The sequence below is a fragment of the Stenotrophomonas sp. 22692 genome (genome assembly GCF_052045015.1).
Lineage (GTDB): Bacteria > Pseudomonadota > Gammaproteobacteria > Xanthomonadales > Xanthomonadaceae > Stenotrophomonas > Stenotrophomonas geniculata.
This window is the reverse complement of the sequence record NZ_JBQEMR010000001.1, coordinates 311631-330990: the sequence shown is the minus strand read 5'-3', so window position 1 is coordinate 330990 and position 19360 is coordinate 311631. Positions and strand designations below refer to the sequence as shown.

The 19360-nt window shown below is 65.7% G+C and carries 18 protein-coding genes; 9 read left to right on the top strand and 9 right to left on the bottom strand.

Annotated elements, in window-relative coordinates; all coding sequences use genetic code 11:
* Positions 1-51: 51 nt before the first annotated feature.
* A complete protein-coding gene (locus ACTJJM_RS01440) occupies positions 52-1173 on the bottom strand; it encodes a 4-oxalomesaconate tautomerase (RefSeq protein WP_312384976.1) in 1122 nt (373 codons plus the stop codon).
* Between the two features lie 109 nt (positions 1174-1282).
* Between ACTJJM_RS01440 and ACTJJM_RS01435 the strand changes: the two genes are divergently transcribed.
* Positions 1283-2185, top strand: a complete 903-nt coding sequence (locus ACTJJM_RS01435; protein ID WP_049481172.1) for a LysR substrate-binding domain-containing protein — start codon at positions 1283-1285, stop codon at positions 2183-2185.
* A 61-nt stretch (positions 2186-2246) separates the two neighbouring features.
* Here ACTJJM_RS01435 and ACTJJM_RS01430 read toward each other — a convergent pair whose 3' ends face one another.
* Complete coding sequence (locus tag ACTJJM_RS01430; RefSeq protein ID WP_049481171.1) at positions 2247-2627, bottom strand: hypothetical protein; 381 nt, start codon at positions 2625-2627, stop codon at positions 2247-2249.
* A gap of 104 nt (positions 2628-2731) precedes the next feature.
* Positions 2732-3262, bottom strand: a complete 531-nt coding sequence (locus tag ACTJJM_RS01425; protein WP_440865076.1) for a DUF6622 family protein — start codon at positions 3260-3262, stop codon at positions 2732-2734.
* Between the two features lie 234 nt (positions 3263-3496).
* On the opposite strand from ACTJJM_RS01425, the gene ACTJJM_RS01420 reads away from it, so the two are divergent.
* Positions 3497-4648: a serine hydrolase domain-containing protein gene (locus tag ACTJJM_RS01420; RefSeq protein WP_171953072.1), complete on the top strand. Its 1152-nt coding sequence runs from the start codon at positions 3497-3499 to the stop codon at positions 4646-4648.
* 6 nt (positions 4649-4654) lie between these two features.
* Here ACTJJM_RS01420 and ACTJJM_RS01415 read toward each other — a convergent pair whose 3' ends face one another.
* Together ACTJJM_RS01415 and ACTJJM_RS01410 are read right to left on the bottom strand one after the other, a co-directional pair.
* Positions 4655-5527 carry a methylenetetrahydrofolate reductase gene (locus ACTJJM_RS01415; protein WP_440865075.1) on the bottom strand — a complete coding sequence of 291 codons (873 nt, stop codon included), beginning with the start codon at positions 5525-5527 and terminating at the stop codon, positions 4655-4657.
* The gene (locus tag ACTJJM_RS01410; protein WP_010485658.1) at positions 5527-6441 is read right to left on the bottom strand and encodes a LysR family transcriptional regulator; all 915 of its coding nucleotides are present in this window, start codon (positions 6439-6441) and stop codon (positions 5527-5529) included. The genes ACTJJM_RS01415 and ACTJJM_RS01410 overlap by 1 nt, the downstream gene beginning before the upstream one ends.
* A gap of 75 nt (positions 6442-6516) precedes the next feature.
* Here ACTJJM_RS01410 and msuE point away from each other — a divergent pair, with 75 nt between their 5' ends.
* From msuE to ACTJJM_RS01395, 3 genes are read left to right on the top strand one after another with little or no spacing between them, the layout of a single operon-like run.
* A complete protein-coding gene (gene msuE, locus ACTJJM_RS01405) occupies positions 6517-7104 on the top strand; it encodes an FMN reductase (RefSeq protein ID WP_019337727.1) in 588 nt (195 codons plus the stop codon).
* A 56-nt stretch (positions 7105-7160) separates the two neighbouring features.
* On the top strand, positions 7161-8138 hold the full coding sequence (locus tag ACTJJM_RS01400; RefSeq protein ID WP_054171777.1) for a DUF1852 domain-containing protein: 978 nt from the start codon (positions 7161-7163) through the stop codon (positions 8136-8138).
* Between the two features lie 39 nt (positions 8139-8177).
* Positions 8178-9212 (top strand): methionine synthase, encoded by a 1035-nt coding sequence (locus ACTJJM_RS01395; protein ID WP_049455201.1) that lies wholly within the window; start codon positions 8178-8180, stop codon positions 9210-9212.
* Here ACTJJM_RS01395 and ACTJJM_RS01390 read toward each other — a convergent pair.
* The 4 genes from ACTJJM_RS01390 to ACTJJM_RS01375 form a co-directional block, all read right to left on the bottom strand.
* On the bottom strand, positions 9169-9738 hold the full coding sequence (locus ACTJJM_RS01390; RefSeq protein ID WP_440865074.1) for a hypothetical protein: 570 nt from the start codon (positions 9736-9738) through the stop codon (positions 9169-9171). The two genes, ACTJJM_RS01395 and ACTJJM_RS01390, sit on opposite strands and share 44 nt — an antisense overlap.
* 78 nt (positions 9739-9816) lie before the next feature.
* Positions 9817-10632: a S1 family peptidase gene (locus ACTJJM_RS01385; RefSeq protein WP_440865073.1), complete on the bottom strand. Its 816-nt coding sequence runs from the start codon at positions 10630-10632 to the stop codon at positions 9817-9819.
* A gap of 134 nt (positions 10633-10766) precedes the next feature.
* Positions 10767-11078, bottom strand: a complete 312-nt coding sequence (locus tag ACTJJM_RS01380) for an excalibur calcium-binding domain-containing protein (protein WP_440865113.1) — start codon at positions 11076-11078, stop codon at positions 10767-10769.
* Between the two features lie 130 nt (positions 11079-11208).
* A complete protein-coding gene (locus tag ACTJJM_RS01375; protein ID WP_043395915.1) occupies positions 11209-12213 on the bottom strand; it encodes an extracellular catalytic domain type 1 short-chain-length polyhydroxyalkanoate depolymerase in 1005 nt (334 codons plus the stop codon).
* 221 nt (positions 12214-12434) lie between these two features.
* On the opposite strand from ACTJJM_RS01375, the gene ACTJJM_RS01370 reads away from it, so the two are divergent.
* From ACTJJM_RS01370 to ACTJJM_RS01355, 4 genes are read left to right on the top strand one after another with little or no spacing between them, the layout of a single operon-like run.
* A complete protein-coding gene (locus ACTJJM_RS01370) occupies positions 12435-14609 on the top strand; it encodes a TonB-dependent receptor (protein WP_049409691.1) in 2175 nt (724 codons plus the stop codon).
* Positions 14610-14641: 32 nt separating this feature from the next.
* Positions 14642-15520, top strand: coding sequence for an alpha/beta fold hydrolase (locus ACTJJM_RS01365; RefSeq protein WP_440865072.1), 879 nt, complete (start codon positions 14642-14644; stop codon positions 15518-15520).
* Complete coding sequence (locus ACTJJM_RS01360) at positions 15517-15993, top strand: MaoC family dehydratase (protein WP_053443063.1); 477 nt, start codon at positions 15517-15519, stop codon at positions 15991-15993. The genes ACTJJM_RS01365 and ACTJJM_RS01360 overlap by 4 nt, the downstream gene beginning before the upstream one ends.
* A 36-nt stretch (positions 15994-16029) precedes the next feature.
* Positions 16030-19359 carry a hybrid sensor histidine kinase/response regulator gene (locus ACTJJM_RS01355; protein ID WP_440865071.1) on the top strand — a complete coding sequence of 1110 codons (3330 nt, stop codon included), beginning with the start codon at positions 16030-16032 and terminating at the stop codon, positions 19357-19359.
* Position 19360: the final 1 nt, after the last annotated feature.

Below are 19360 nucleotides of genomic sequence, written 5' to 3'. Positions count from 1 at the left end.
TACGTTGTAATGGCGGGCATGCGTGTCTACGCCGGCCCGTCCGGATTCAGATCATGCCGCTGACGTCCATTGGCGGGCTTGGGTGGCACTGGCCGTGGTGGGCGCGGGCGAAGTCGCGTACACGCGGCCCTCGAACAAGCGGCGCGCCGTGCGGACCACGCTGGCAATCACCGGCGAATCGCCCGAGCTGCGACTGAGGCCCACCTCCAGGGCCCCGCTCGGATGTTCGAGGGTAATGCGGCCGGGAACGGACAGGCATCCGACCAAAGTGTGGGCCAGCGTGCCCGGCGTAACGGCGGCGGTGGCCAGGCCAACGGCACCGGTAATGGCCAGCGCGGTGTGGCATTGATGCGGCATGAAATAGCGCACCTGCAGATCGCCCCCATGTTGCGGCGCCGACAGCAGCACCGGCTTCGGAATGACCTTGTTGCCGGCGTCGGCGATGCCCATGCGGGCGCCCGCCTCGATGCGCAGCGCTTCCAGGCGGCGCATGAATACCGCGTCCGCGTTCAGTTCGGCGGGCGGGGCATCGCCGCGCATGCCCAGGTCTTCGGCACGCACCAGCATCATCGGCATCGCGCAGTCCACCAGGCTGACCGGCACGCCATCAATGGTCTCCTGCGCGTGCCCGCTGGGCAGCAGCTTGCCGGTGCGGGCACCTGCCGCATCAAGGAAGGAGAGCCTGACCGGCGAAGCCGAGCCCGGCGCGCCGGCAATGCGCGTGTCACCTCGGTACACCACGTTGCCGCCGGGCGTTTCCACCGTGGCGACGATCAGCTTGCCGGTGTTGACGTTGTGGATGCGCACCTCGGTCTGCGGATCCTGCGCCTGCACCAGCCCACGCTCGATGGCATACGGGCCTACGGCCGCCAGCATGTTGCCGCAGTTGGGCGAGGTATCCACCACCTGCTGCTCTACCCGTACCTGGGCGAACAGGTAGTCGACATCGGCGTCCGGACGGCTGGAGCGGTCGATGATCGCCACCTTGCTGGTCAGCGCGTTGCCTCCGCCGATGCCATCGATCTGCAGCGGATGCCCCGATCCCATCACTTCCAGCAGCAGGCGATCGCGTTCGGCGGTGTTAGCCGGAAGGTCGCTGGCCAGGAAGAACGGGCCCTTGGAGGTACCGCCGCGCATGAGAACGCAGGGAATGCTGAGCAGATCGTTGGACATACGTGTGCTAGATTGATGCGTGTAGGGGATGAATGACCCCTCTGTGATTCGATACTGGCATGACCCCAATTGATCTGTGAATTGCTGATTTTTGGATGATTGATACCCGATGAGCATCAATTGCGAAATCCTGGATCTGCGTGCGTTCCTGCTGGTGTCGGAGACCCGCAGCTTCCATCGCGCCGCGGAAATCCTGCACGTCTCCCAGCCAGCACTCAGCCGGCGTATCCAGAAACTGGAACAGGCGGTGGGGTCGCCGCTGCTGGAGCGCACCACGCGCAGCGTCAGTACCACCGCTGTCGGCGAGAACCTGCTGCCGCTGGTGCGCCGCATGCTGGAGGAATTCGATGGATCACTGTTCTCGCTGCGCGGCCGCGAGGACACCCGCGGCGCGACAGTGACCATCGCCTGCCTGCCGACGGCGGCGTTCTACTTCCTGCCCAGCGTGATGGCGCGTTTCCACGAAGCGCACCCGAACGTGCGCTTCCGCATTCTGGATATCCCGGCCACGGAGGGTCTGCAGGCAGTGGAACGTGGCGAAGTGGAGTTCGGCATCAACTTCATGGGCGCCAACGATCCGAATCTCGATTTCGACGTACTGGCAGAGGACCCGTTCGTGCTGGCGTGCCGTCGCGATCATCCGCTGGCGCGCAAGCGCAAGGTGGAATGGGCCGACCTGGCCGAGCACCAGTTGATCACCGTGCATCGCACCAGCGGCAACCGCACGCTGCTGGATGGTGCGCTGGCGCGCGAGAACCTCAAGTTGAGCTGGCACTACGAAGTGACCCACCTGTCGACGTCACTGGGCATGGTCGAGGCCGGCATCGGGGTGTCGGTGCTGCCGAAGATGGCCACGCCAGATGGGGGTCACCCCACCCTGGTGACGCGCGCGATCGGCAACCCGGTGGTGTCACGCACGATCGGCATCGTCCGCCGCCGCGGCGCCCTGCTCTCGCCCACTGCGGAGCGATTCCTGCAGATGCTGATGAGCCAGTGGCGCGGGGAGGCGTGAGCAGCCCCGCAGTTCACGCACCCATCCGTTCCGGCACACTGGGCGCTGACAGGGTCGCCCTTCATGACGAGGCCGCGAAGATCGACGCAATACCTGCAAGCGATCCCACGGCCGCCCATGAGAGCGTGGCGAATGCAGTCAGCAGTACCTTCCGGTGGACGGCCTGCGCTTCGTTCTGGGCCTCCGACCGTCGCGCATAGGGCCTGGAGAAACCCAGCAGTTCGCCGGTGACTGTCAGTGCCCCCATCAGGATCAGTGCGGTCACGCAAAAGCCGAACATGGAGCCTATGAAGGCCAAATGGCGGGTGTCGCCGATAGCCGGCTGAGTTCCGGCCAGGGCTTCCACAAGTTGCCCCGTCCACCGTGCGGGCAGCCAGGCCAGGGCTGCGACAATGCCGAAGTGACTGGCCACGTTGATCCAGAACCAGGATGTGGTCTTCATGACGTCAGCATTTCCGGTGTTGGCCAGTGGCGGGCATCGTGACGCCTGCGCCAGCCCCGCGCAACGCTGCATGGGGAAGCCGGCCAGCGGCCGGCACTACCAGGTCAGTGAGCCTGCGGTTTCAGCCCCTTGCCTGCCGCATCCACCCGCAGCGAGGCCAGGTACCGGGCGTACTTGCCGACGAAGATGCCAGTGAACCCGCCCGTCAGCAGCAGGTAGGCCGCACTGAAACCGGCATGGGAGGTCAGCGACGGCGACACCGCAAATGCGACTTCGAAGCCGTACTTCACCAGGAAGGTGACCAGCAGCAGCGGCAGCAGGCTGAAGTCCGCGCTGCGCCAGAGCTTGCCGGTGCTGCGATCCAGCGTCAGCTTCAATCGATTCAGCAGCAGCCAGGCAAGTGCCGCGCCCGTGGCTATGCCGGCAAGCCACTCGCTCCAGGCGGCCAGCGACGCGCCGAAGCGATGACTGATCGACCACGCGCCCCAGACGGCGAACAGCGCGGGCACGATCGCCAGTTTGTGCAGCGAGGTTTCTGCAGGCTTCATGGCGGCGATGCCACGGGTGACCAGGAAGGCCAGGAGCAGCCAGACCCAGATCGGCGTCTGCGAGGCGAGTTGCTGGAGCATGTTCATGAGCGGTCCCCTTGATGAGTGGTGGCTGAGTGGTGGCGAGGTGCCCTCGCATTGGCGCTCACTATTCGCTTCCGCCCGGGTTGCAGCCAGTGACAGCTGTCAGCCATCGCGGATGACCCGCCGGCATGCTGCGCGTCCCCGGCAGCTGTCGGGGTGGATTCACCCGGTGCACCCTGCGCGGGCCGGCCCTCAGTCCGCGCTACCATCACCACGACGCCGCTGCGAGCCACGTGCATGTACCACGACCCTGTTCGACGTCGCCTGTGTGCGGCGCTGCTGGCCACTGGCTTCGGCCTGTCAGCACCGTCGGCGCTGGCGAGCCGGGCGACGTTGGCGGGATGCGGTTCGCTGACCGCATTGCTGCAGGCCGAACGGCAGCCTGGCATGGCGGCCGTTCTGGTCGATCACGGGCGCATTGCCGCGCTGTGCACGACCGGGCGGCTCAATGACACCCGGCCTGCACCGATTGATCGCCATACCGTGTTCGAACTGGGGTCGATCACCAAGCTGTTCACGGCCCTGCTGATTTTCCGGCTCCAGCAGCGGCATCTGCTCGACGTCACCGCGCCCATCGGCCAGTACGTGGAAGGGTTGCCTTCCGCATGGGCATCCACTTCGCTGCTGCAGCTGCTGAGCCATACCTCAGGCATTCCCAACTATCTGAATGAAGAAAATTTCCTGCGGTTGATGCCGACGAATCCAGCCCCCCGTGAATTGCTCGCAGAGGTGGCCGAGCGGCCGCTGGCGTTTGCGCCCGGTGCGCGGCACGCCTATTCCAATACGAACTACATCCTGCTCGGCCTGGCCATAGAGCATGCAACCGGCATGGACTACTGGCGGGTTCTGCAGGAGGAGATACTGTCGCCGCTGGGCATGCGCGATGCGGGACCGCGTCGTGCAGGCGATCGGCGCCGGGTTGCCCAGGGGCATCTGTTCCAGGATGGCCACTGGCGCGCACCACCGCCCACTGCTCCGGGCTCGGCATGGGCCGCCGGCGGCCTGCTCGCCAGCATCGACGACATGGCGCGCTTTGCTGTGGCGCTGGACCAGCATCGACTGTTGCCCGAGGCGGCCCTGAAGCGGATGTGGTGCGACACACTCCTCGCCAATGGCAGCAAGGCGGGCTGGGGGGCCGGCTGGGAAGTTTCCGATGGCGGAAAGGTAGTCGGCCATGGCGGCGGGACCGCAGGCTTTACCGGGTATCTCCGGCACCGTCCCACCGATCGAAGAACGCTCGTCGTACTGATCAATCGCGCCGGAGACATCAACCCGCAGGGCATTGCAGAGCGCCTCGACCTGGGCATGCGTCGCTGCAATGGGAGGCTTTCCAGGCCGGCGCCTTCGCTGGATCAACCCGGCACCCGGACAACGCGATCCATGCCATGACGCAGATCATCGGCGCTGGCTGATGGAAATGCGCCGCCGGTACTGCGCCACCCACTCCAGCGACGGCGCAACACCGCCGAACGGGAAGAAATGCGGGCTGACCTGGCCATGGGCGCGGGTCAGCCCCTTCACCAGGCAATCGACGAAAACCTCCGGCCCCGCCGTTCCGAGCAGGCGGCCGATCGAGATGCCATACCGGGCGAGCATCGATGCACTGGCGCCTACGCCGCACATCGCCGCATAACGCAGCAAGCGGGTGATGCTGGCCGGACCCGGCACACCGACCAGCACCGGAACGGTGATGCCACGCGTGCGCAGTGCATCCAGCCAGGTCAGCACGGTATCGGCATCGAACGCGAACTGGGTGACGATCAAGGGGGCCATGCCGCGTGCTTCTATGCGCTGGCATTTGTGTTGAAGCGCCTGCCAGCGTTCGTCACTGCTCATTACCGGGTGGCCTTCCGGATGCCCGCCGATGGCGGCGACCTTGATACCGTGTCGCTCCAGAAGACCGGTCTCGATGATCGACGCGCTGTCTGCAAATGGTCCGATGGGCGTGGCCAGGTCACCCGCGATCAGCAGGCAACGCGCGACCCCGGCTTCGCCGGCGGTACGTTCCAGGAAGCGTTCAAGCGCTGCGTGTGACCCGATACGCCGCGCGGAGAGATGCGGCATCGGCTCGAAGCCGAGCTCGCGCACCGCGCATGCGGCGGCCAGGCGTGCATCGTCGTCCTCGCTGGCCAGCCAGGGAATGGAGATGATTGTGCCGCGCGGTATGCGGGCCGCCTCGGCGCGCAGCGCAGGCATGGCTTTCGCGCTGACTTCCAGTGAAAAGGCGTTGAGGAAGGCGTCCGCCCGCAGTGACATGCCTGCCGACATCAACGCGCTCCGCCCACATTGCCGGCAAGCGGCGAGCTGTTACGGGCCAGCTCGATGAAGGCCTGGAGGTAGTCGATACCGGTATCGGCCTCGCGCGCGCCCAGGTAGATCTGCTTGGGGATGCCTTTGGCACCCAGGCGGACGGGCACGACGTCCATGCGCGCAGCGTACTCCTCCACCAGCCAGCGCGGCATGGCGGCCACGCCGCGGCCGCTGGCCACCATCTGCATCATGATGTCGGTGGTTTCAATGGCCTTGTGGCGCCGCGGCGTGATGCCGGCCGGCAGCAGGAACTGGTTGTAGATGTCCAGGCGCTCGAACGGCACCGGGTAGCTGATCAGCACTTCCTGGCCGAGCTGGCGCGGCTTTACGTAGTCCACCTTGGCCAGGGCGTGGTTGCTGGCCACCACCAGCACCTGCTCGTAGTCGAACACGGGAATGAACTTCAGGCCTGGCTTCAGCAATGGGTCGGGGGTGACCAGCAGGTCGATCTCATAGCCGAACAGCGCGCCGATGCCGCCGAACTGGAACTTCTGCTTGACGTCCACATCCACGTCCGGCCATGCCGCCAGGTACGGCGAGACGATCTTCAACAGCCACTGATAGCAGGGATGGCACTCCATGCCGATGCGCAGCGCGCCGCGCTCGCCCTGTGCGAACTGGCCCAGCCGCTCCTCGGCCAGGTCCAGCTGCGGCAGCACGCGGTTGGCGACTGCCAGCAGGTATTGCCCGGCCTGGGTCAGCCGCAGGCTGCGGCCTTCGCGCAGCCACACATCGGTGCCGAGCTGCTGCTCCAGCTTTTTCATGCTGTGGCTCAGGGCTGACTGGGTCAGGTTGAGCACGCCGGCCGCGGCGGTGAGCGAGCCCTGCTGCTCAACCTGCTGCACGATGCTGAGGTGGATCCGTTCCAGCATGACGATGAATCTCGCTCATGGATTGGTGAAGTAATACCATTTTACGTCATGGAAGGCACTGACTAGGATCGGGTCATGCTTTCACCTGCCCACCCCCTTCGAATCGTCGCCGTCTCCGGCGGATTGCAACGCCCTTCCAGGGCCGCCACGCTGGCCGAGCATCTGCTGGACCTGATCGGCGAGGACATCCATTGCGAGCAACACCTGATCGAACTGGGCGAGCTGGCGCCGCAGCTGGCCGGCGCACTGTGGCGCTCACAGTTGCCCGACGCTGTGGAGCGGCAGCTGGTTGCTGTTGAACAGGCCGACGTACTGGTGGTGGCAACGCCGGTCTACCGCGGTTCGTACACGGGGCTGTTCAAGCACTTCTTCGACTTCATCCACCAGGACGCACTGGTCGACACCCCCATCCTTCTGGCCGCCACCGGTGGCAGCGAGCGCCACTCGCTGGTGATCGACCATCAGCTGCGCCCGCTCTTCAGCTTCTTCCAGGCGCGCACCCTGCCATTGGGTGTCTACGCCACCGATCGCGATTTCGCCGACGGCCGCGTGCACAGCGACGCCCTGATCGAGCGGGCGCGACTGGCGGTACGGCGGGCCATGCCGCTGCTGGCGCTGCCCCGCCATCGTGCCACCGCCCTTGAGACCGCCGCAGCGCTTTGAATGCCGGATGCCCTCGCCCGCATCCGGATGCCACCCCGCAACACGGAACGCCGCCCATGACGACCGACACCTTCACCTTCAGCATCACGCGCATCCCCTTCAACGAGGACTACCAGCCCGCCGATGGCACGCGCATCACCACCAATTTCGCCAATCTGGCGCGCGGCGCATCCCGGCAGGAGAACCTGCGCAACACGATCAGCATGATCAACAACCGCTTCAACGATCTGGCGCACTGGGACAACCCGAGCGCGGATCGCTATGCGGTCGAGCTGGACATCATCTCGGTGGAGATGCACATCGACGGCAGCGATGGCAGTGATCCGTTCCCGTTGATCGAGGTCCTGCGCCCAACCATTGTCGACACGCAGACCGGTGCGCGCACCGAGGGTATCGTCGGCAACAACTTCTCGTCCTACGTGCGCGACTACGATTTCAGCGTGGTGCTGCCGGCCAGCAACGAGGGCAAGGCCACCTTCGGCATTCCGGAAGGCTTTGGCGACCTGCATGGCAAGCTGTTCAAGCACTTCCTGGAGTCTGACGCCTACCGTGCCAACTTCAGCAAGGGGCCGGTGATCTGCATCAGCGTATCCAGCAGCAAGACCTACCACCGCACCGAGAACCACCATCCGATCCTGGGCGTGGAATACCGCCAGGGCGAGTTCTCTCCCACTGACCAGTATTTCGACAAGATGGGCCTGCAGGTGCGCTACTTCATGCCACCGGGCAGCGTGGCGCCGCTTGCCTTCTACTTCCAGGGCGACCTGCTGGGGGATTACTCGAATCTGGAACTGATCGGCACCATCAGCACGATGGAAGCGTTCCAGAAGATCTACCGCCCGGAGATCTACAACGCCAACTCTGTGGCCGGCAAGGTCTACCAGCCCAGCCTGAAGCACCAGGACTATTCGTCCACCCGCATCGTCTACGACCGCGAAGAGCGCAGCCAGCTGGCGGTCAAGCAGGGCAAGTTCACCGAAGAACACTTCATCAAGCCGTATCGCGCCGTGCTTGAGCAGTGGGCTGCCCGCTGATCCATCGATTTTCCATTCGCCCCCAGGAAACAAGACGCAATGTCGACGAAGAAACTGCTCCCTACCTCCACCGCCGGCAGCCTGCCCAAGCCGTCCTGGCTGGCAGAACCCGAAAAGCTCTGGTCGCCCTGGAAGCTGCAGGACGAAGGCCTGACTGAAGGCAAGCAGGATGCCCTGCGCCTGTCCCTGCAGGAACAGCAGCATGCCGGCATCGATATCGTCAGCGACGGCGAGCAGACCCGGCAGCACTTCGTCACCACCTTCATCGAACACCTCAGCGGCGTTGATTTCGAGAAGCGCGAGACCGTGCGCATCCGCAACCGCTACGATGCCAGCGTGCCGACCGTGGTCGGCGCAGTGAGCCGTCCGAAGCCGGTGTTCGTGGAGGATGCGAAGTTCCTGCGCCGGCAGACCACGCAGCCGATCAAGTGGGCACTGCCTGGCCCGATGACGATGATCGACACGCTGTACGACGCGCACTACAAGAGCCGTGAGAAGCTGGCCTGGGAATTCGCGAAGATCCTCAACGAAGAAGCAAAGGAGCTGGAAGCCGCTGGCGTGGACATCATCCAGTTCGACGAGCCGGCCTTCAACGTGTTCTTCGACGAAGTGAACGACTGGGGCGTAGCCGCGTTGGAGCGTGCGATCGAAGGACTGAAGTGCGAGACCGCCGTGCACATCTGCTACGGCTACGGCATCAAGGCCAACACCGACTGGAAGCAGACGCTGGGGTCGGAATGGCGGCAGTATGAAGAGTCGTTCCCCAAGCTGCAGACCTCCAACCTCGACATCATCTCGCTGGAATGCCACAACTCGCACGTACCGATCGACCTGATCGAGCTGGTGCGTGGCAAGAAAGTGATGGTCGGCGCCATCGACGTGGCGTCCAGCACGGTGGAGACCGCCGATGAAGTAGCCAACACCCTGCGCAAGGCCCTGCAGTTCGTGGATGCCGACAAGCTTTACCCGAGCACCAACTGCGGCATGGCGCCGCTGGCCCGTGAAGTGGCACGGGGCAAGCTGCGTGCGCTCAGCGAAGGGGCCCGGATCGTGCGTGAGGAGCTTTCGGTGTAGCCCTGGCTGGAGATGTGTTCCCGTTTCGGCGCGAGGAGGATGGAATCTGGCCGGGTACAGACCAGGCTCCACCTCGTCCCTGCACCTCGGGCCTGGCGGCCATCATGCGCGGCCGTGGTGCCAGCGCTTCCTTGATCCGCCCCATCTCCCCTGCCCCGGCTTCAGCCAGGCGCCGAGCCTGCTGCCGCTGCTCCCGCGTCAGCACCTGCGAGGGCACGGCGCCCGCGCCGGGCGGAACAGCCACCAACCGCGCCACCGCATCGCGCAGAGGCAACTGCGGGCAGAGCCGTGCAGCACACCAGCGCTCGGCGTAGCGCTTGGCCTGACGGGCGCTGGTGGCGGACACGACCTTGGCCTGTGACATCTTGCGTGCGTCCAGGTACAGGCGGAACCCGAGCCCGGCATGCGGCACGATACTGGCCACCGAACGGCCGTTCCACCACAGATCCCAGCGCTCGCCGCTCTGCACCCAGCCGGATGGCCGGGAGGCGGTCACGCACGCAGGAAATTTGAACGAAGAGGCCATGGCGGGAAGGATACGAACACCCGTCGCATGACTTGAGACCGGGCGAACACCTGCGCGGAAGGCTGCCCGGATGCACGATTAACGTGACGCGTCACGCTTAATGATGGTTTCGATCCAGTTGAGGTAGCGGGACACGCGGACGTTGTAGACCACCTGGCCATAGAAGCCCGCCTCAAGCGCATGCTCGGGAACGGCGGTGATCCAGGAGCCGAGGCCCACCAGCTGCCAGGTCCCTTCCTTACTGATCAGCAGCGGGCCGCCGCTGTCGCCGTTGCCGAGCACGCCCTCAAGGGGCAGGCCCTGCGGAGGTGGATCGAACCGGTACCAGATATAGCGCGTGTTGCCGCCGGTGATCGCGTTGCAGGCTCGCCGCAGCGCCGTACGATGCGGCCCGCCGGGCGCCAGGCCCACGGCACCGTTGCCGGTGGCGCCTTTCCCTATCAGGGTGGCGACCTGCGTGACCTCGTCGGCGCCACGGTAGAGTGCGACCGGCGGCACATCGCTCACCGGGGCGGCAAGTCTGATCAGTGCGATGTCATCCGACGCCGCCAGAAACGCGTGGATTTTCGACGCGCTCCCGGTTGCCATCGCTTCCTTGCCCAGTGCCTCGGGCATCCTCCGGTAGCCGGGGTGCAGGAAGACACGCTCGACGCCGTAGCCCTTCCCATCGATGGTGATGGTGGCGCCCATCCCCTCTATCGGCGCGGCATGCGCGGCGGTCAGCACCCACTGCGGTGCGATCAGGACGCCGTGCCCCTCGCCCGGCATGTCTGCCAGTGCCGGGAACACCAATGCGTCGATCCGGTACCTGGCATCGTCAACATCATCGCGGATGACCACGGCACCGGTGGCGAACGGGAGCGTGGCCAATGCCAGGAAAATCCAGCGCTTCATGATTGCTTTCATCCTTGCAGTTCAATCACAACAGCCTAGGGGATATCCCTGCAATACGGGGAGATCGTGCGACCACTCCCGGCGATGGCCGACGAACCCGGGGAAACGGGAGTTGAAGCCAGGTGGGCCATGCCCTACCTGCGGCCCCGATAGGGTTCGCAGCCCACGCCGTCATTGTCACGATCGAGGTGCGGGCCATACCCCGGATCACCACGCCGTACCGGCGCAACCCCAGCGGCGCGGGCCTCCGCGCAGTTGGCAAATGCCCGGGAACCGCGCGCGGGGGCGGGGGCGAAACTGCTGCGCGGAGTGTCGACGTATCGAGGGGCAGCTGGAGCGCCTCGATGGCAGTGATACTCACCCGTTTTCCGGTTGGTGTGGCAACCCTGCTTGTCGAACCCGCCCGGATGCGCGAGCACATTGGCGGACAGTGCCAGTGCGAGCATGCCGGATGCAGCCAATACGATGGAATCTCGGCGCCGGGTATCCATGCCTTCCCCCTGTCAGGCAATCCTGCCAAAGGGAAGGCTAGCATGGTGTCTCGACCGCCAGGCTTGACGCTGCAGCGGCGACCACTCAGCGCTGGTAGTCCTTCAGGAACAGCCAGGTGATCAGCGTGGCATCCGGCCCCTTCGGGTCGGTGAATGGCAGGCCCGACTGGCTGCCGCTCCAGGCATGCCCCATGCCCTGCACCACATAGTGCTGGACCAGCGTCCTGCCGCCGTACGCGTAGGTGTCGACGGTATACGCGCGGCCGCCCGGCACCTGGCCGTGATAGGTGCTGGTCGGCACGTACTTCACCGAATCGTTGTCCATGCCGTCGTCGGCCAGGTCATTGGTCTGCAGGAACTGGCGCACGGCCTGCTGCCCGTTCACCGGGTTGACGGTGAGGTCGGCGCTGCCATGGAACACCAGCACCGGCAGCGGTCGCGGCGACGGCGAACCCGAACACTGCCATGCCAGGCGACCGTTGCTGTCCGGCGAGTAGATGCTGCCAGCCAACAGTGCGTAGGCGCTACCGGAAATCGTGGTCGCGCCCTTGAACATGCCACCGGAATGGATGGCACCTGCGGCGAACACGTCCGAATAGCAGCCCAGCATGATCGAGGTCATCGCGCCGCCCGCCGAAATGCCGGTGACGTACACGCGATGCGGATCAACGCTGTAAGCCGCCTTCACCTTTTCCACGATGCCGGCCAGGAGCGAGGGCTCGCCACTGTCGCGTGCCTGGTTGATCGGCAGCTGCCAGTTCCAGCAGCGGGCCGGATTGGAGGTGACGTTCTGCCGCGGGTAGACCACGATGAAGCCTTCGGTGTCGGCCACATCGTTGAAGCCCGAGGCCTCGCCCATCAGGTTCGGCCCGGTCACGCAGCCGTGCAGCACTAGCAGCAGGGGCAGCGGTTGTGTGTCGTCGTAGCCGGCGGGCACCCACACCTGGTATTCGCGGGCGCCGAACAGATTGCCGTACAGGCCAATGTCCCAATGCCCGGCCGGGCCTGCGGCAACGGCGCTGCCCGCCATCGCCAGCCAACTGCACAGTATCAGCAGTACAACCTTGATCGAATCGATTCCGGATTTCATGGCCAGATCCTCATGCGTGAGTCGTGGATGAAGGGGTACCGGGATGCGCTTCCGGCTGGGGGCGCGCCCAGTATCCGCATCCGGCGGCCGCTGCCGACTGGACCTAGGTCCAGTCGCCGCTGCCCGATGACACCGCTAGCCTTGGCTGCAGGGGTGGCAATGGGCCATCTGCAAGCACCTGCCTGGGGGAGGACCGAATGAAACGGAATTGTTTGAGTCTCATGATCGGCGCGCTGCTGGCCTCCGGGCCGGTACTGGCACAGGAAGCACCCCAGGCCACGCCGACGGTGAGCAGGACTGCATCACCCACCAACCTGGGCAGCATCAAGGTCACCGCACGCAAGCGCGAGGAAACCCTGCAGGAGGTGCCGGTTGCCGTCACTGCGTTTACCTCCGAGGCGCTGGACAAGATGAATGTCCAGGACATCAGCGACCTGGATGCGCAGGTGCCCAACCTGACCATCTACGCTGCCCGCGGCGCCAGCAGCACGGTCACCGCCTACATCCGTGGCATCGGCCAGTCTGATCCCACCTGGGGCGCCGATCCGGGCGTGGGCATCTACCTGGACGACGTCTATATCGCGCGTCCGCAGGGTGCGCTGCTGGATGTGTTCGATGTCTCGCGCATCGAGGTGCTGCGCGGCCCGCAGGGCACGCTGTATGGCAAGAACACCATCGGCGGCGCGATCAAGTACATCTCGCGCGGCCTGCCCACCCAGACCGAGGGCTTCGCCCAGATCACCGTGGGCAACTACAGCCAGCTGGATGCGAAGGCGGCCATCGGTGGCCCGATCGGCGGTGCCGACAGCGGCCTGCGCGCCCGTGTGGCGGTGGCCAGCATGAACCACGACGGGTTTGGCGAGAACACCTTCAACGGCCAGCCGGTCAGCGACAAGCAGATCAACGCGGCACGCCTGAACCTGGGCGCGTATGCGGGCGATGACTTCGACGTGCAGTTCGCACTGGACTGGATCGACGATCAGTCCGGCATGCGCGGCTCGAAGATGCTGGCGCCCAATCCGTTCCTGCGCGCCTACCCGCCGATGGACAGCCGCTATGACATCCGCTCGGGCATGCGCAACCTCAACAACGTGGAGAGCAAGGGCGCCTCGGCCACGGTGAACTGGCGGCCGAACGAAGACATCGCACTGAAGTACGTGATCGCCAAGCGTGAATCGGACAGCGAGGCCAACATCGACTTCGATACCGCTCCGGTCAAGCTCGCCGACGTGGGTGGCACCTACCACGACGACCAGGTCAGCAACGAAGTGCAGGTGAACTACGATGCCGGCGGCCGGATGCGCGGCGTGGTCGGCCTGTACCAGTTCAGCGGCGAAGCTGGCGGGCAGATCCAGAACAACTACTTCAGTGCGCAGTTCGCCGACAACCAGGGCAAGGTGCTGACCGACAGCATCGCGCTGTACGCGGACTGGACCTTCGACCTGACCAGCAGACTGAAGCTCGATGTCGGCGCCCGCTACACCGACGAGGACAAGCGCGCGATCGTGCTGAACCGCCTCTACGCCGACCCGGGCTTCAGCCGGCCGGTGGCGGTGACCGCCGATTTCGACAAGAAGACCAACTTCAAGAACGTCTCGCCCAAGGTCTCGCTGGACTACCAGATCACCCCGGACATCATGGTCTATGGCCTGGCGACGCGTGGCTTCAAGTCCGGTGGCTACAACATCCGTGCCAACGCGGTGGCGGTACCGCGCTCGGCGGAGCCGTTCGATGACGAGACCGTGGACAGCTACGAAGTCGGCAGCAAGATGGCCTTCCTCGACCAGCGCCTGTTCCTGAATCTGTCGGCGTTCTACAACAAGTACAAGGACATCCAGCTGTCGGTGTTCACCGGCCTGGATACCAACGGCGATGGCATCGACGATTCCTTCTTCGGCGACTTCACCAACGCCGGCGCCGGTACCGTCAAAGGCCTGGAAGTCGAGTATCAGTACCTACCCAGCCAGCACTGGCTGATTTCCGGAAACCTGGCATGGCTGGATACCAAGTACGACGAGTACATGGACCGCGGCATCAACGTGGCCAGGCAGATGAAGTTCACCAATGCCCCGGAATTCTCTGGTGCGTTCAACGTGGAATACCGCACCGACCTGGCCAACGGCAGCAACCTGTCGGCACGGGTGAGCTACAGTTACCAGAGCGAAGTGTGGCCGACCACCGACCTCAGCCCGGTGATCCGACAGCAGGGTTACGGGCTGGTCAATGCCGGCGTCATCTGGCGCTTGGATGACGCGTGGACCTTCTCGCTGCAGGGCACCAACCTGGCCGACAAGGAATACCGCACCACCGGCTACAACATCCCGGCGGTCGGCACGCTGATTGGCTTCTATGGCCCACCACGCGAATATAGCCTCAGCGTCCGTTACGATTTCTAGCGCATCCGTTACGATCTTCAGGAAGCTTCTGCATGACGCAGTCTTACGACGACCTGTACTGGAACAGCAATGATGGATTGCGCCTGCATGCGCGCGACCATGCACCCGATGCGGGGCAGGCAGCGCGTGGCACGGTGGTCTGCATTCCAGGACTGACCCGCAATGGTGCCGACTTCGATGCGCTTGCCGATGTACTCACCGCCGAGGGCTGGCGCGTGATCGCGGTCGACCTGCGTGGTCGTGCAGGCTCGGAACGCGCATATCACCCGTCCAGCTACAACCCGCGTGCCTATGCGGATGACATGGTTGCGTTGCTGCGCTCGCAGAACATCGACAAGGCGGTGTTCATCGGCACCTCGCTGGGCGTGCTGGTGACCATCACCCTCGCCTCGCGCGCGCCCGGGCGGATTTCCGGGGCGGTGCTCAACGATGCCGGCCCCAAGGTGCCACGCGAGGCGCTGGCACGGATCGGCAAGTACGCCGGCAAGCCGGTCCCGCCGATGGACCCGGTGCAGGCCACGGCCTACGTGGAATCCATCGGCAAGGCTGCGTTCCCGCGCTTCAGCACCGACGACTGGCGGCAGATGGCGGTGCGCACCTTCCGCCCGCGCAGCGATGGCCTGCTGGAACTGGACTACGACCCGGCAGTGATCCGTACTACCCGGCCATGGTTGCTGTGGCTGTTGCGTCCGCTGCTGTGGCGTGCGGTCCGCGGGCTGACCGCACGGGTGCCGGTGCTGGTGGTACGCGGTGCGCTGTCCGACATTCTGCCGGCCGATGTCGCGCGGCAGATGGCGGCCACCTCGGAAAGTGCCCGCCTGGTGGAGGTGCCCGATGTGGGGCACGCGCCGATGCTGTCCGAGCCAGAGGCGCGTGACGCGATCCTGACCTTGCTGGAGCGTGTGGCGTGAGTGCGGACAGCGACCTGCCTCCCGCCCTGCAGGCGTTGCAGCAGTGGGCCGCCAGTGAGCGGCTGAGTGGCGTGACCCGCGTGGACCAGGCGCGCATCGATGCTTTTGCCGACGCCACCGGTGACCACAACTGGATCCATGTCGATCCAGCGCGGGCGCAGGCGCAGATGCCGGGTGGGCATACCATCGCACATGGCTTCCTGTTGCTCTCGCTGACGGTGGAGGACGATGTGGCCGCCCTCGCCGGCTTCCCCGGCATCGCCCATGCGCTCAACTACGGCTTGAACAAGGTCCGCTTCCTGGCGCCGGTGCCGAGCGGGTCCGAGGTGCGGGTACGCTCGCAGCTGGTGTCACTGGATGCGCGCCAGCCCGGCCAGTGGCTGCTGACCCAGCGCAAGGCCGTCGAGCGGGTCGCCGATGGCGAGCTGGCACTGGTCGCTGAGCAGCTGTCACTGATCGTGATCGCCGCCTAGCACCACCCTGCCCGCTTCTCTCCCTACACTGGAGCGATGTTGACGCCCTCCATCGTCCTCTTCGCCTGCATTGCATGGACCGCACTGCTGTTTGGCGTGGCGCTGTGGGGCGAGCGCCGCGGGCACCGGCTTTCGAAGGCCTGGCCGCTCATCTATGCACTGTCGCTGGCCGTGCACTGCACCGCGTGGACCTACTACGGTGCGGCCTCGCAGGGGCAGCAATGGGGTTTCCCCATTCCACCGACCCTGGCCGGCATGGCGCTGATCTTCGCGTTGGGCCTGCCGTTCCTGCTCCGCCTCGGGCGGCTGGCCAAGCAGCACAACAGTGCCACCATAGCCGATCTGGTCGTTGCACGACTGCGTGCCGATCGCGGCCTCGGCTTCACTATCACCCTGGTGGCGCTGTTCGGCATCATTCCCTACATCGCACTGCAGCTGAAAGCCGTCAGCCAGGGGCTGGGTGCCCTGCTCGGTGATCGGTTCGCGCCTGTCGGTGCGCAGCTGGACATGTCGTTCTGGTTCGCGCTGACGATGGCCGCGTTCACCCTGCTGTTCGGTGCACGCAAGGCCTCGGCTACCGAGCCCAACCGCGGCATCGTGGTCGCGCTGGGCCTGGAATCGGTGCTGAAACTGGTCGCACTGCTGGCCATTGGCCTGTATGCGGCGCTGTCCGTGAACAAAGCCGGCACGCCGCTGCTGGAGAAGATGGCGCAGCTGCCGCCACCGGCCATCGTGCCGGACTATCTCACCATGGTCGCGCTGGGGGCGATCTCCGCGTTCACCCTGCCGCACCAGTTCCACGTCGGCGTGGTCGAGCTTCGCCAGACATCGGACCTGAAGACGGCACGCTGGATGTTCCCGGTCTACCTGCTGCTGATCGGTATGCCGTCGGTGCCGATGGCATTGGCCGGTGCCGCGCAGCTGCCGGCCTCGGTATCACCGGACCTGTACGTGCTGGCGCTGCCGCAGGCCGGTGGCCATCATCTGCTGGCGCTGCTGGCCTATCTGGGCAGCCTGAGCGCGGCCACCGGCATGATGATCCTCTCCGGGCTGACCCTGTCGATCATGCTTGGCAACCACGGATTCGGTTCGCGCCTGCTCGGCGGCATCGAGGGTGGCGTGGCCAACGCCGATCTGCGCCCGCGCGTGCTGGCGTTCCGCCGTGCCGGCATCCTCGCCGTGTTCCTGATGTCGTGGCTGTACAGCCGCGCGATGAGCGACACCGAGGCACTCAGCGATTTCGGCCTGATGTCCTTCACCGCCCTCTCGCAGCTGGCACCGGCTGTGCTGCTGGCGGTGTATCGCCCACGTACGCCCTCCGCGGCCATCATGGCCGGCATCGTGCTGGGCTCGTTGGCCTGGCTGTGGCTGGTACTGCTGCCGATGGTGATCCCGGCCGCGACGCCGTCGGTCGACGCCGACGGGCTGCATTGGTTGTCGGTGGTCTCGCTGCGCGTGCAGCCGGGGCATATCGCCATCAGCATGGGGGCCAGCCTGGCGGTCAACCTGCTGGCCGTGGCCCTGGTGTCGCGGGCCGTGCGTCCGTCCTTGCCGCGGAGGCGGGATGCGGTGGCTGCGGCGTCCCTGCGCAGGACCGCCGGACGCTTCCTTGGCCAGGAGCGTGCGCGCCAGCTGCTGGAGGGCCACGCCGGGCAGATGCTGGATGACGACCGGGTCACCGCCGTCGAGCGTGAGCTGACGGCCGTGGTCGGCGCAGGCATGGCACGGCTGTTGGTCGAAGCCGCACGCGAGGGCGGCGCCGCGCCGCTGGACGCGGTGACCCGCGCCGTCGGCGAGGCCACCCAGGTGCTGCGCTTCAACCAGCGCCTGCTGGAAGCTGCGCTGGAGAACATGAGCCAGGGTATCAGCGTGGTCGATGCGCAGCTGCAGCTGGTGGCCTGGAACAGCCGCTACGCCGCGCTGTTCAAGTTCCCGCCGGAGCTGCTGCAGGTCGGGCAGCCGGTGGTCAACCTCACGGCATGGGCACTGGGACAGCTGAAGATCGGCGACGGCCCTGGCGACACGCCGACCAAGGCATTGCAGCGCCGCGTCGCGCATATGCGCCGTGGCACGCCACACCTGTCCGAACGGATCTTCCCCGATGACACCATCGTCGAGATCCGCGGCAACCCGATGCCGGGCGGTGGCTATGTAGCCACCTTCACCGATGTCACGGCGTTCCGCCGCGCGGAAGATGCGCTCAAGCGCAGTAATGAGAATCTGGAACGCCGGGTACAGGACCGCACCGCGCGGCTGCAGCAGGCGGTACAGGAGGCCGAGCGCGCGAACGCGGCAAAAACGCGCTTCCTGACGGCGGTCGGCCATGACCTCATCCAGCCCCTGCATGCGGCCCAGTTGCTGACCGAGGCGATGTCGCAGCACATCGAGTCCGAGTTCCTCGACAGTTTCCTGCGGCAGATCCGCGGCGCATTGGATTCCACTGATGACCTGCTGTCCGGCCTGCTGGATATCTCGCGACTGGAAGCCGGTGGGCTGGTGGCCGATCCCCGCCCCTTCGCGCTGTCGACCGTGCTGGATCCGCTTGCGCAGGAGTTCGCGGTGCTGGCGGCGGCGCGTGGCCTGCAGTTCCGCCACGTGCGGAGCCAGGCCTGGGTCCAAAGCGACCCACTGCTGCTGCGCCGGGTGCTGCAGAACTTCCTGGCCAATGCCATTCGTTATACCCGCCATGGCGGTGTCTTGCTGGGTGTGCGCCGCCAGGGGCAGGCACTGATGATCGGCGTGCATGACACCGGCCCCGGCATTGCTCCGGAGCAGCAGGCGGTGGTGTTCGAGGAGTTCCACCGGATCGATCGCAGCAACGGGCAAGGACTGGGCCTGGGCTTGACCATCGCGCACCGAATCGCCGACCTGCTGCATGCACCCTTGCACCTGCGCAGCGTACCCGGGCATGGCTCGGCCTTCTCGATCAGCGTGCAACGCGCAGCACCCCCTGTGACCCCGCGCAGTCCACCACCGACGGGCGGCAGCAGCGCCCTGAAGGGAATTCGTGTACTGGTGGTGGACAACGACCCGGACGCACTGGAGGCGATGCGGCAGCTGCTGCATTCCTGGGGTTGCGATGTGATCGCGGCAGGCAACGCCGATGACATCGGACCCTCAGCGCACGAGGCGGCGCTGTGGCTGTTCGACTATCACCTGGATGATGGCGATACCGGTGTTGCGCTGTGGAAGCGGCTGGTGGGCATGCATGGGCCGCGGCCGACGGTGATCCTCAGTGCCGATACCGGCAGCGATACGCGCGGGGCGGTGCGCGGCGTTGGGCTGTCCCTGCTCAACAAGCCGTTCAAGCCGTTGGCGCTGCGCTGGGCGATCAACCACCTGCTGGCGACCACTGCCACGCCCTGAC

Excerpts from the sequence above, each read along its gene's own strand:
- ACTJJM_RS01365 (WP_440865072.1), top strand. The coding sequence starts at position 14,642 with ATGACGCAGTCTTACGACGACCTGTACTGGAACAGCAATGATGGATTG.
- ACTJJM_RS01415 (WP_440865075.1), bottom strand. The coding sequence starts at position 5,527 with ATGTCGGCAGGCATGTCACTGCGGGCGGACGCCTTCCTCAACGCCTTT.
- msuE (WP_019337727.1), top strand. The coding sequence starts at position 6,517 with ATGCTTTCACCTGCCCACCCCCTTCGAATCGTCGCCGTCTCCGGCGGA.
- ACTJJM_RS01370 (WP_049409691.1), top strand. The coding sequence starts at position 12,435 with ATGATCGGCGCGCTGCTGGCCTCCGGGCCGGTACTGGCACAGGAAGCA.
- ACTJJM_RS01440 (WP_312384976.1), bottom strand. The coding sequence starts at position 1,173 with ATGTCCAACGATCTGCTCAGCATTCCCTGCGTTCTCATGCGCGGCGGT.
- ACTJJM_RS01395 (WP_049455201.1), top strand. The coding sequence starts at position 8,178 with ATGTCGACGAAGAAACTGCTCCCTACCTCCACCGCCGGCAGCCTGCCC.
- ACTJJM_RS01400 (WP_054171777.1), top strand. The coding sequence starts at position 7,161 with ATGACGACCGACACCTTCACCTTCAGCATCACGCGCATCCCCTTCAAC.
- ACTJJM_RS01430 (WP_049481171.1), bottom strand. The coding sequence starts at position 2,627 with ATGAAGACCACATCCTGGTTCTGGATCAACGTGGCCAGTCACTTCGGC.
- ACTJJM_RS01420 (WP_171953072.1), top strand. The coding sequence starts at position 3,497 with ATGTACCACGACCCTGTTCGACGTCGCCTGTGTGCGGCGCTGCTGGCC.
- ACTJJM_RS01385 (WP_440865073.1), bottom strand. The coding sequence starts at position 10,632 with ATGAAGCGCTGGATTTTCCTGGCATTGGCCACGCTCCCGTTCGCCACC.
- ACTJJM_RS01380 (WP_440865113.1), bottom strand. The coding sequence starts at position 11,078 with ATGCTCGCACTGGCACTGTCCGCCAATGTGCTCGCGCATCCGGGCGGG.
- ACTJJM_RS01355 (WP_440865071.1), top strand. The coding sequence starts at position 16,030 with ATGTTGACGCCCTCCATCGTCCTCTTCGCCTGCATTGCATGGACCGCA.
- ACTJJM_RS01435 (WP_049481172.1), top strand. The coding sequence starts at position 1,283 with ATGAGCATCAATTGCGAAATCCTGGATCTGCGTGCGTTCCTGCTGGTG.
- ACTJJM_RS01425 (WP_440865076.1), bottom strand. The coding sequence starts at position 3,262 with ATGAACATGCTCCAGCAACTCGCCTCGCAGACGCCGATCTGGGTCTGG.
- ACTJJM_RS01410 (WP_010485658.1), bottom strand. The coding sequence starts at position 6,441 with ATGCTGGAACGGATCCACCTCAGCATCGTGCAGCAGGTTGAGCAGCAG.
- ACTJJM_RS01390 (WP_440865074.1), bottom strand. The coding sequence starts at position 9,738 with ATGGCCTCTTCGTTCAAATTTCCTGCGTGCGTGACCGCCTCCCGGCCA.
- ACTJJM_RS01375 (WP_043395915.1), bottom strand. The coding sequence starts at position 12,213 with ATGAAATCCGGAATCGATTCGATCAAGGTTGTACTGCTGATACTGTGC.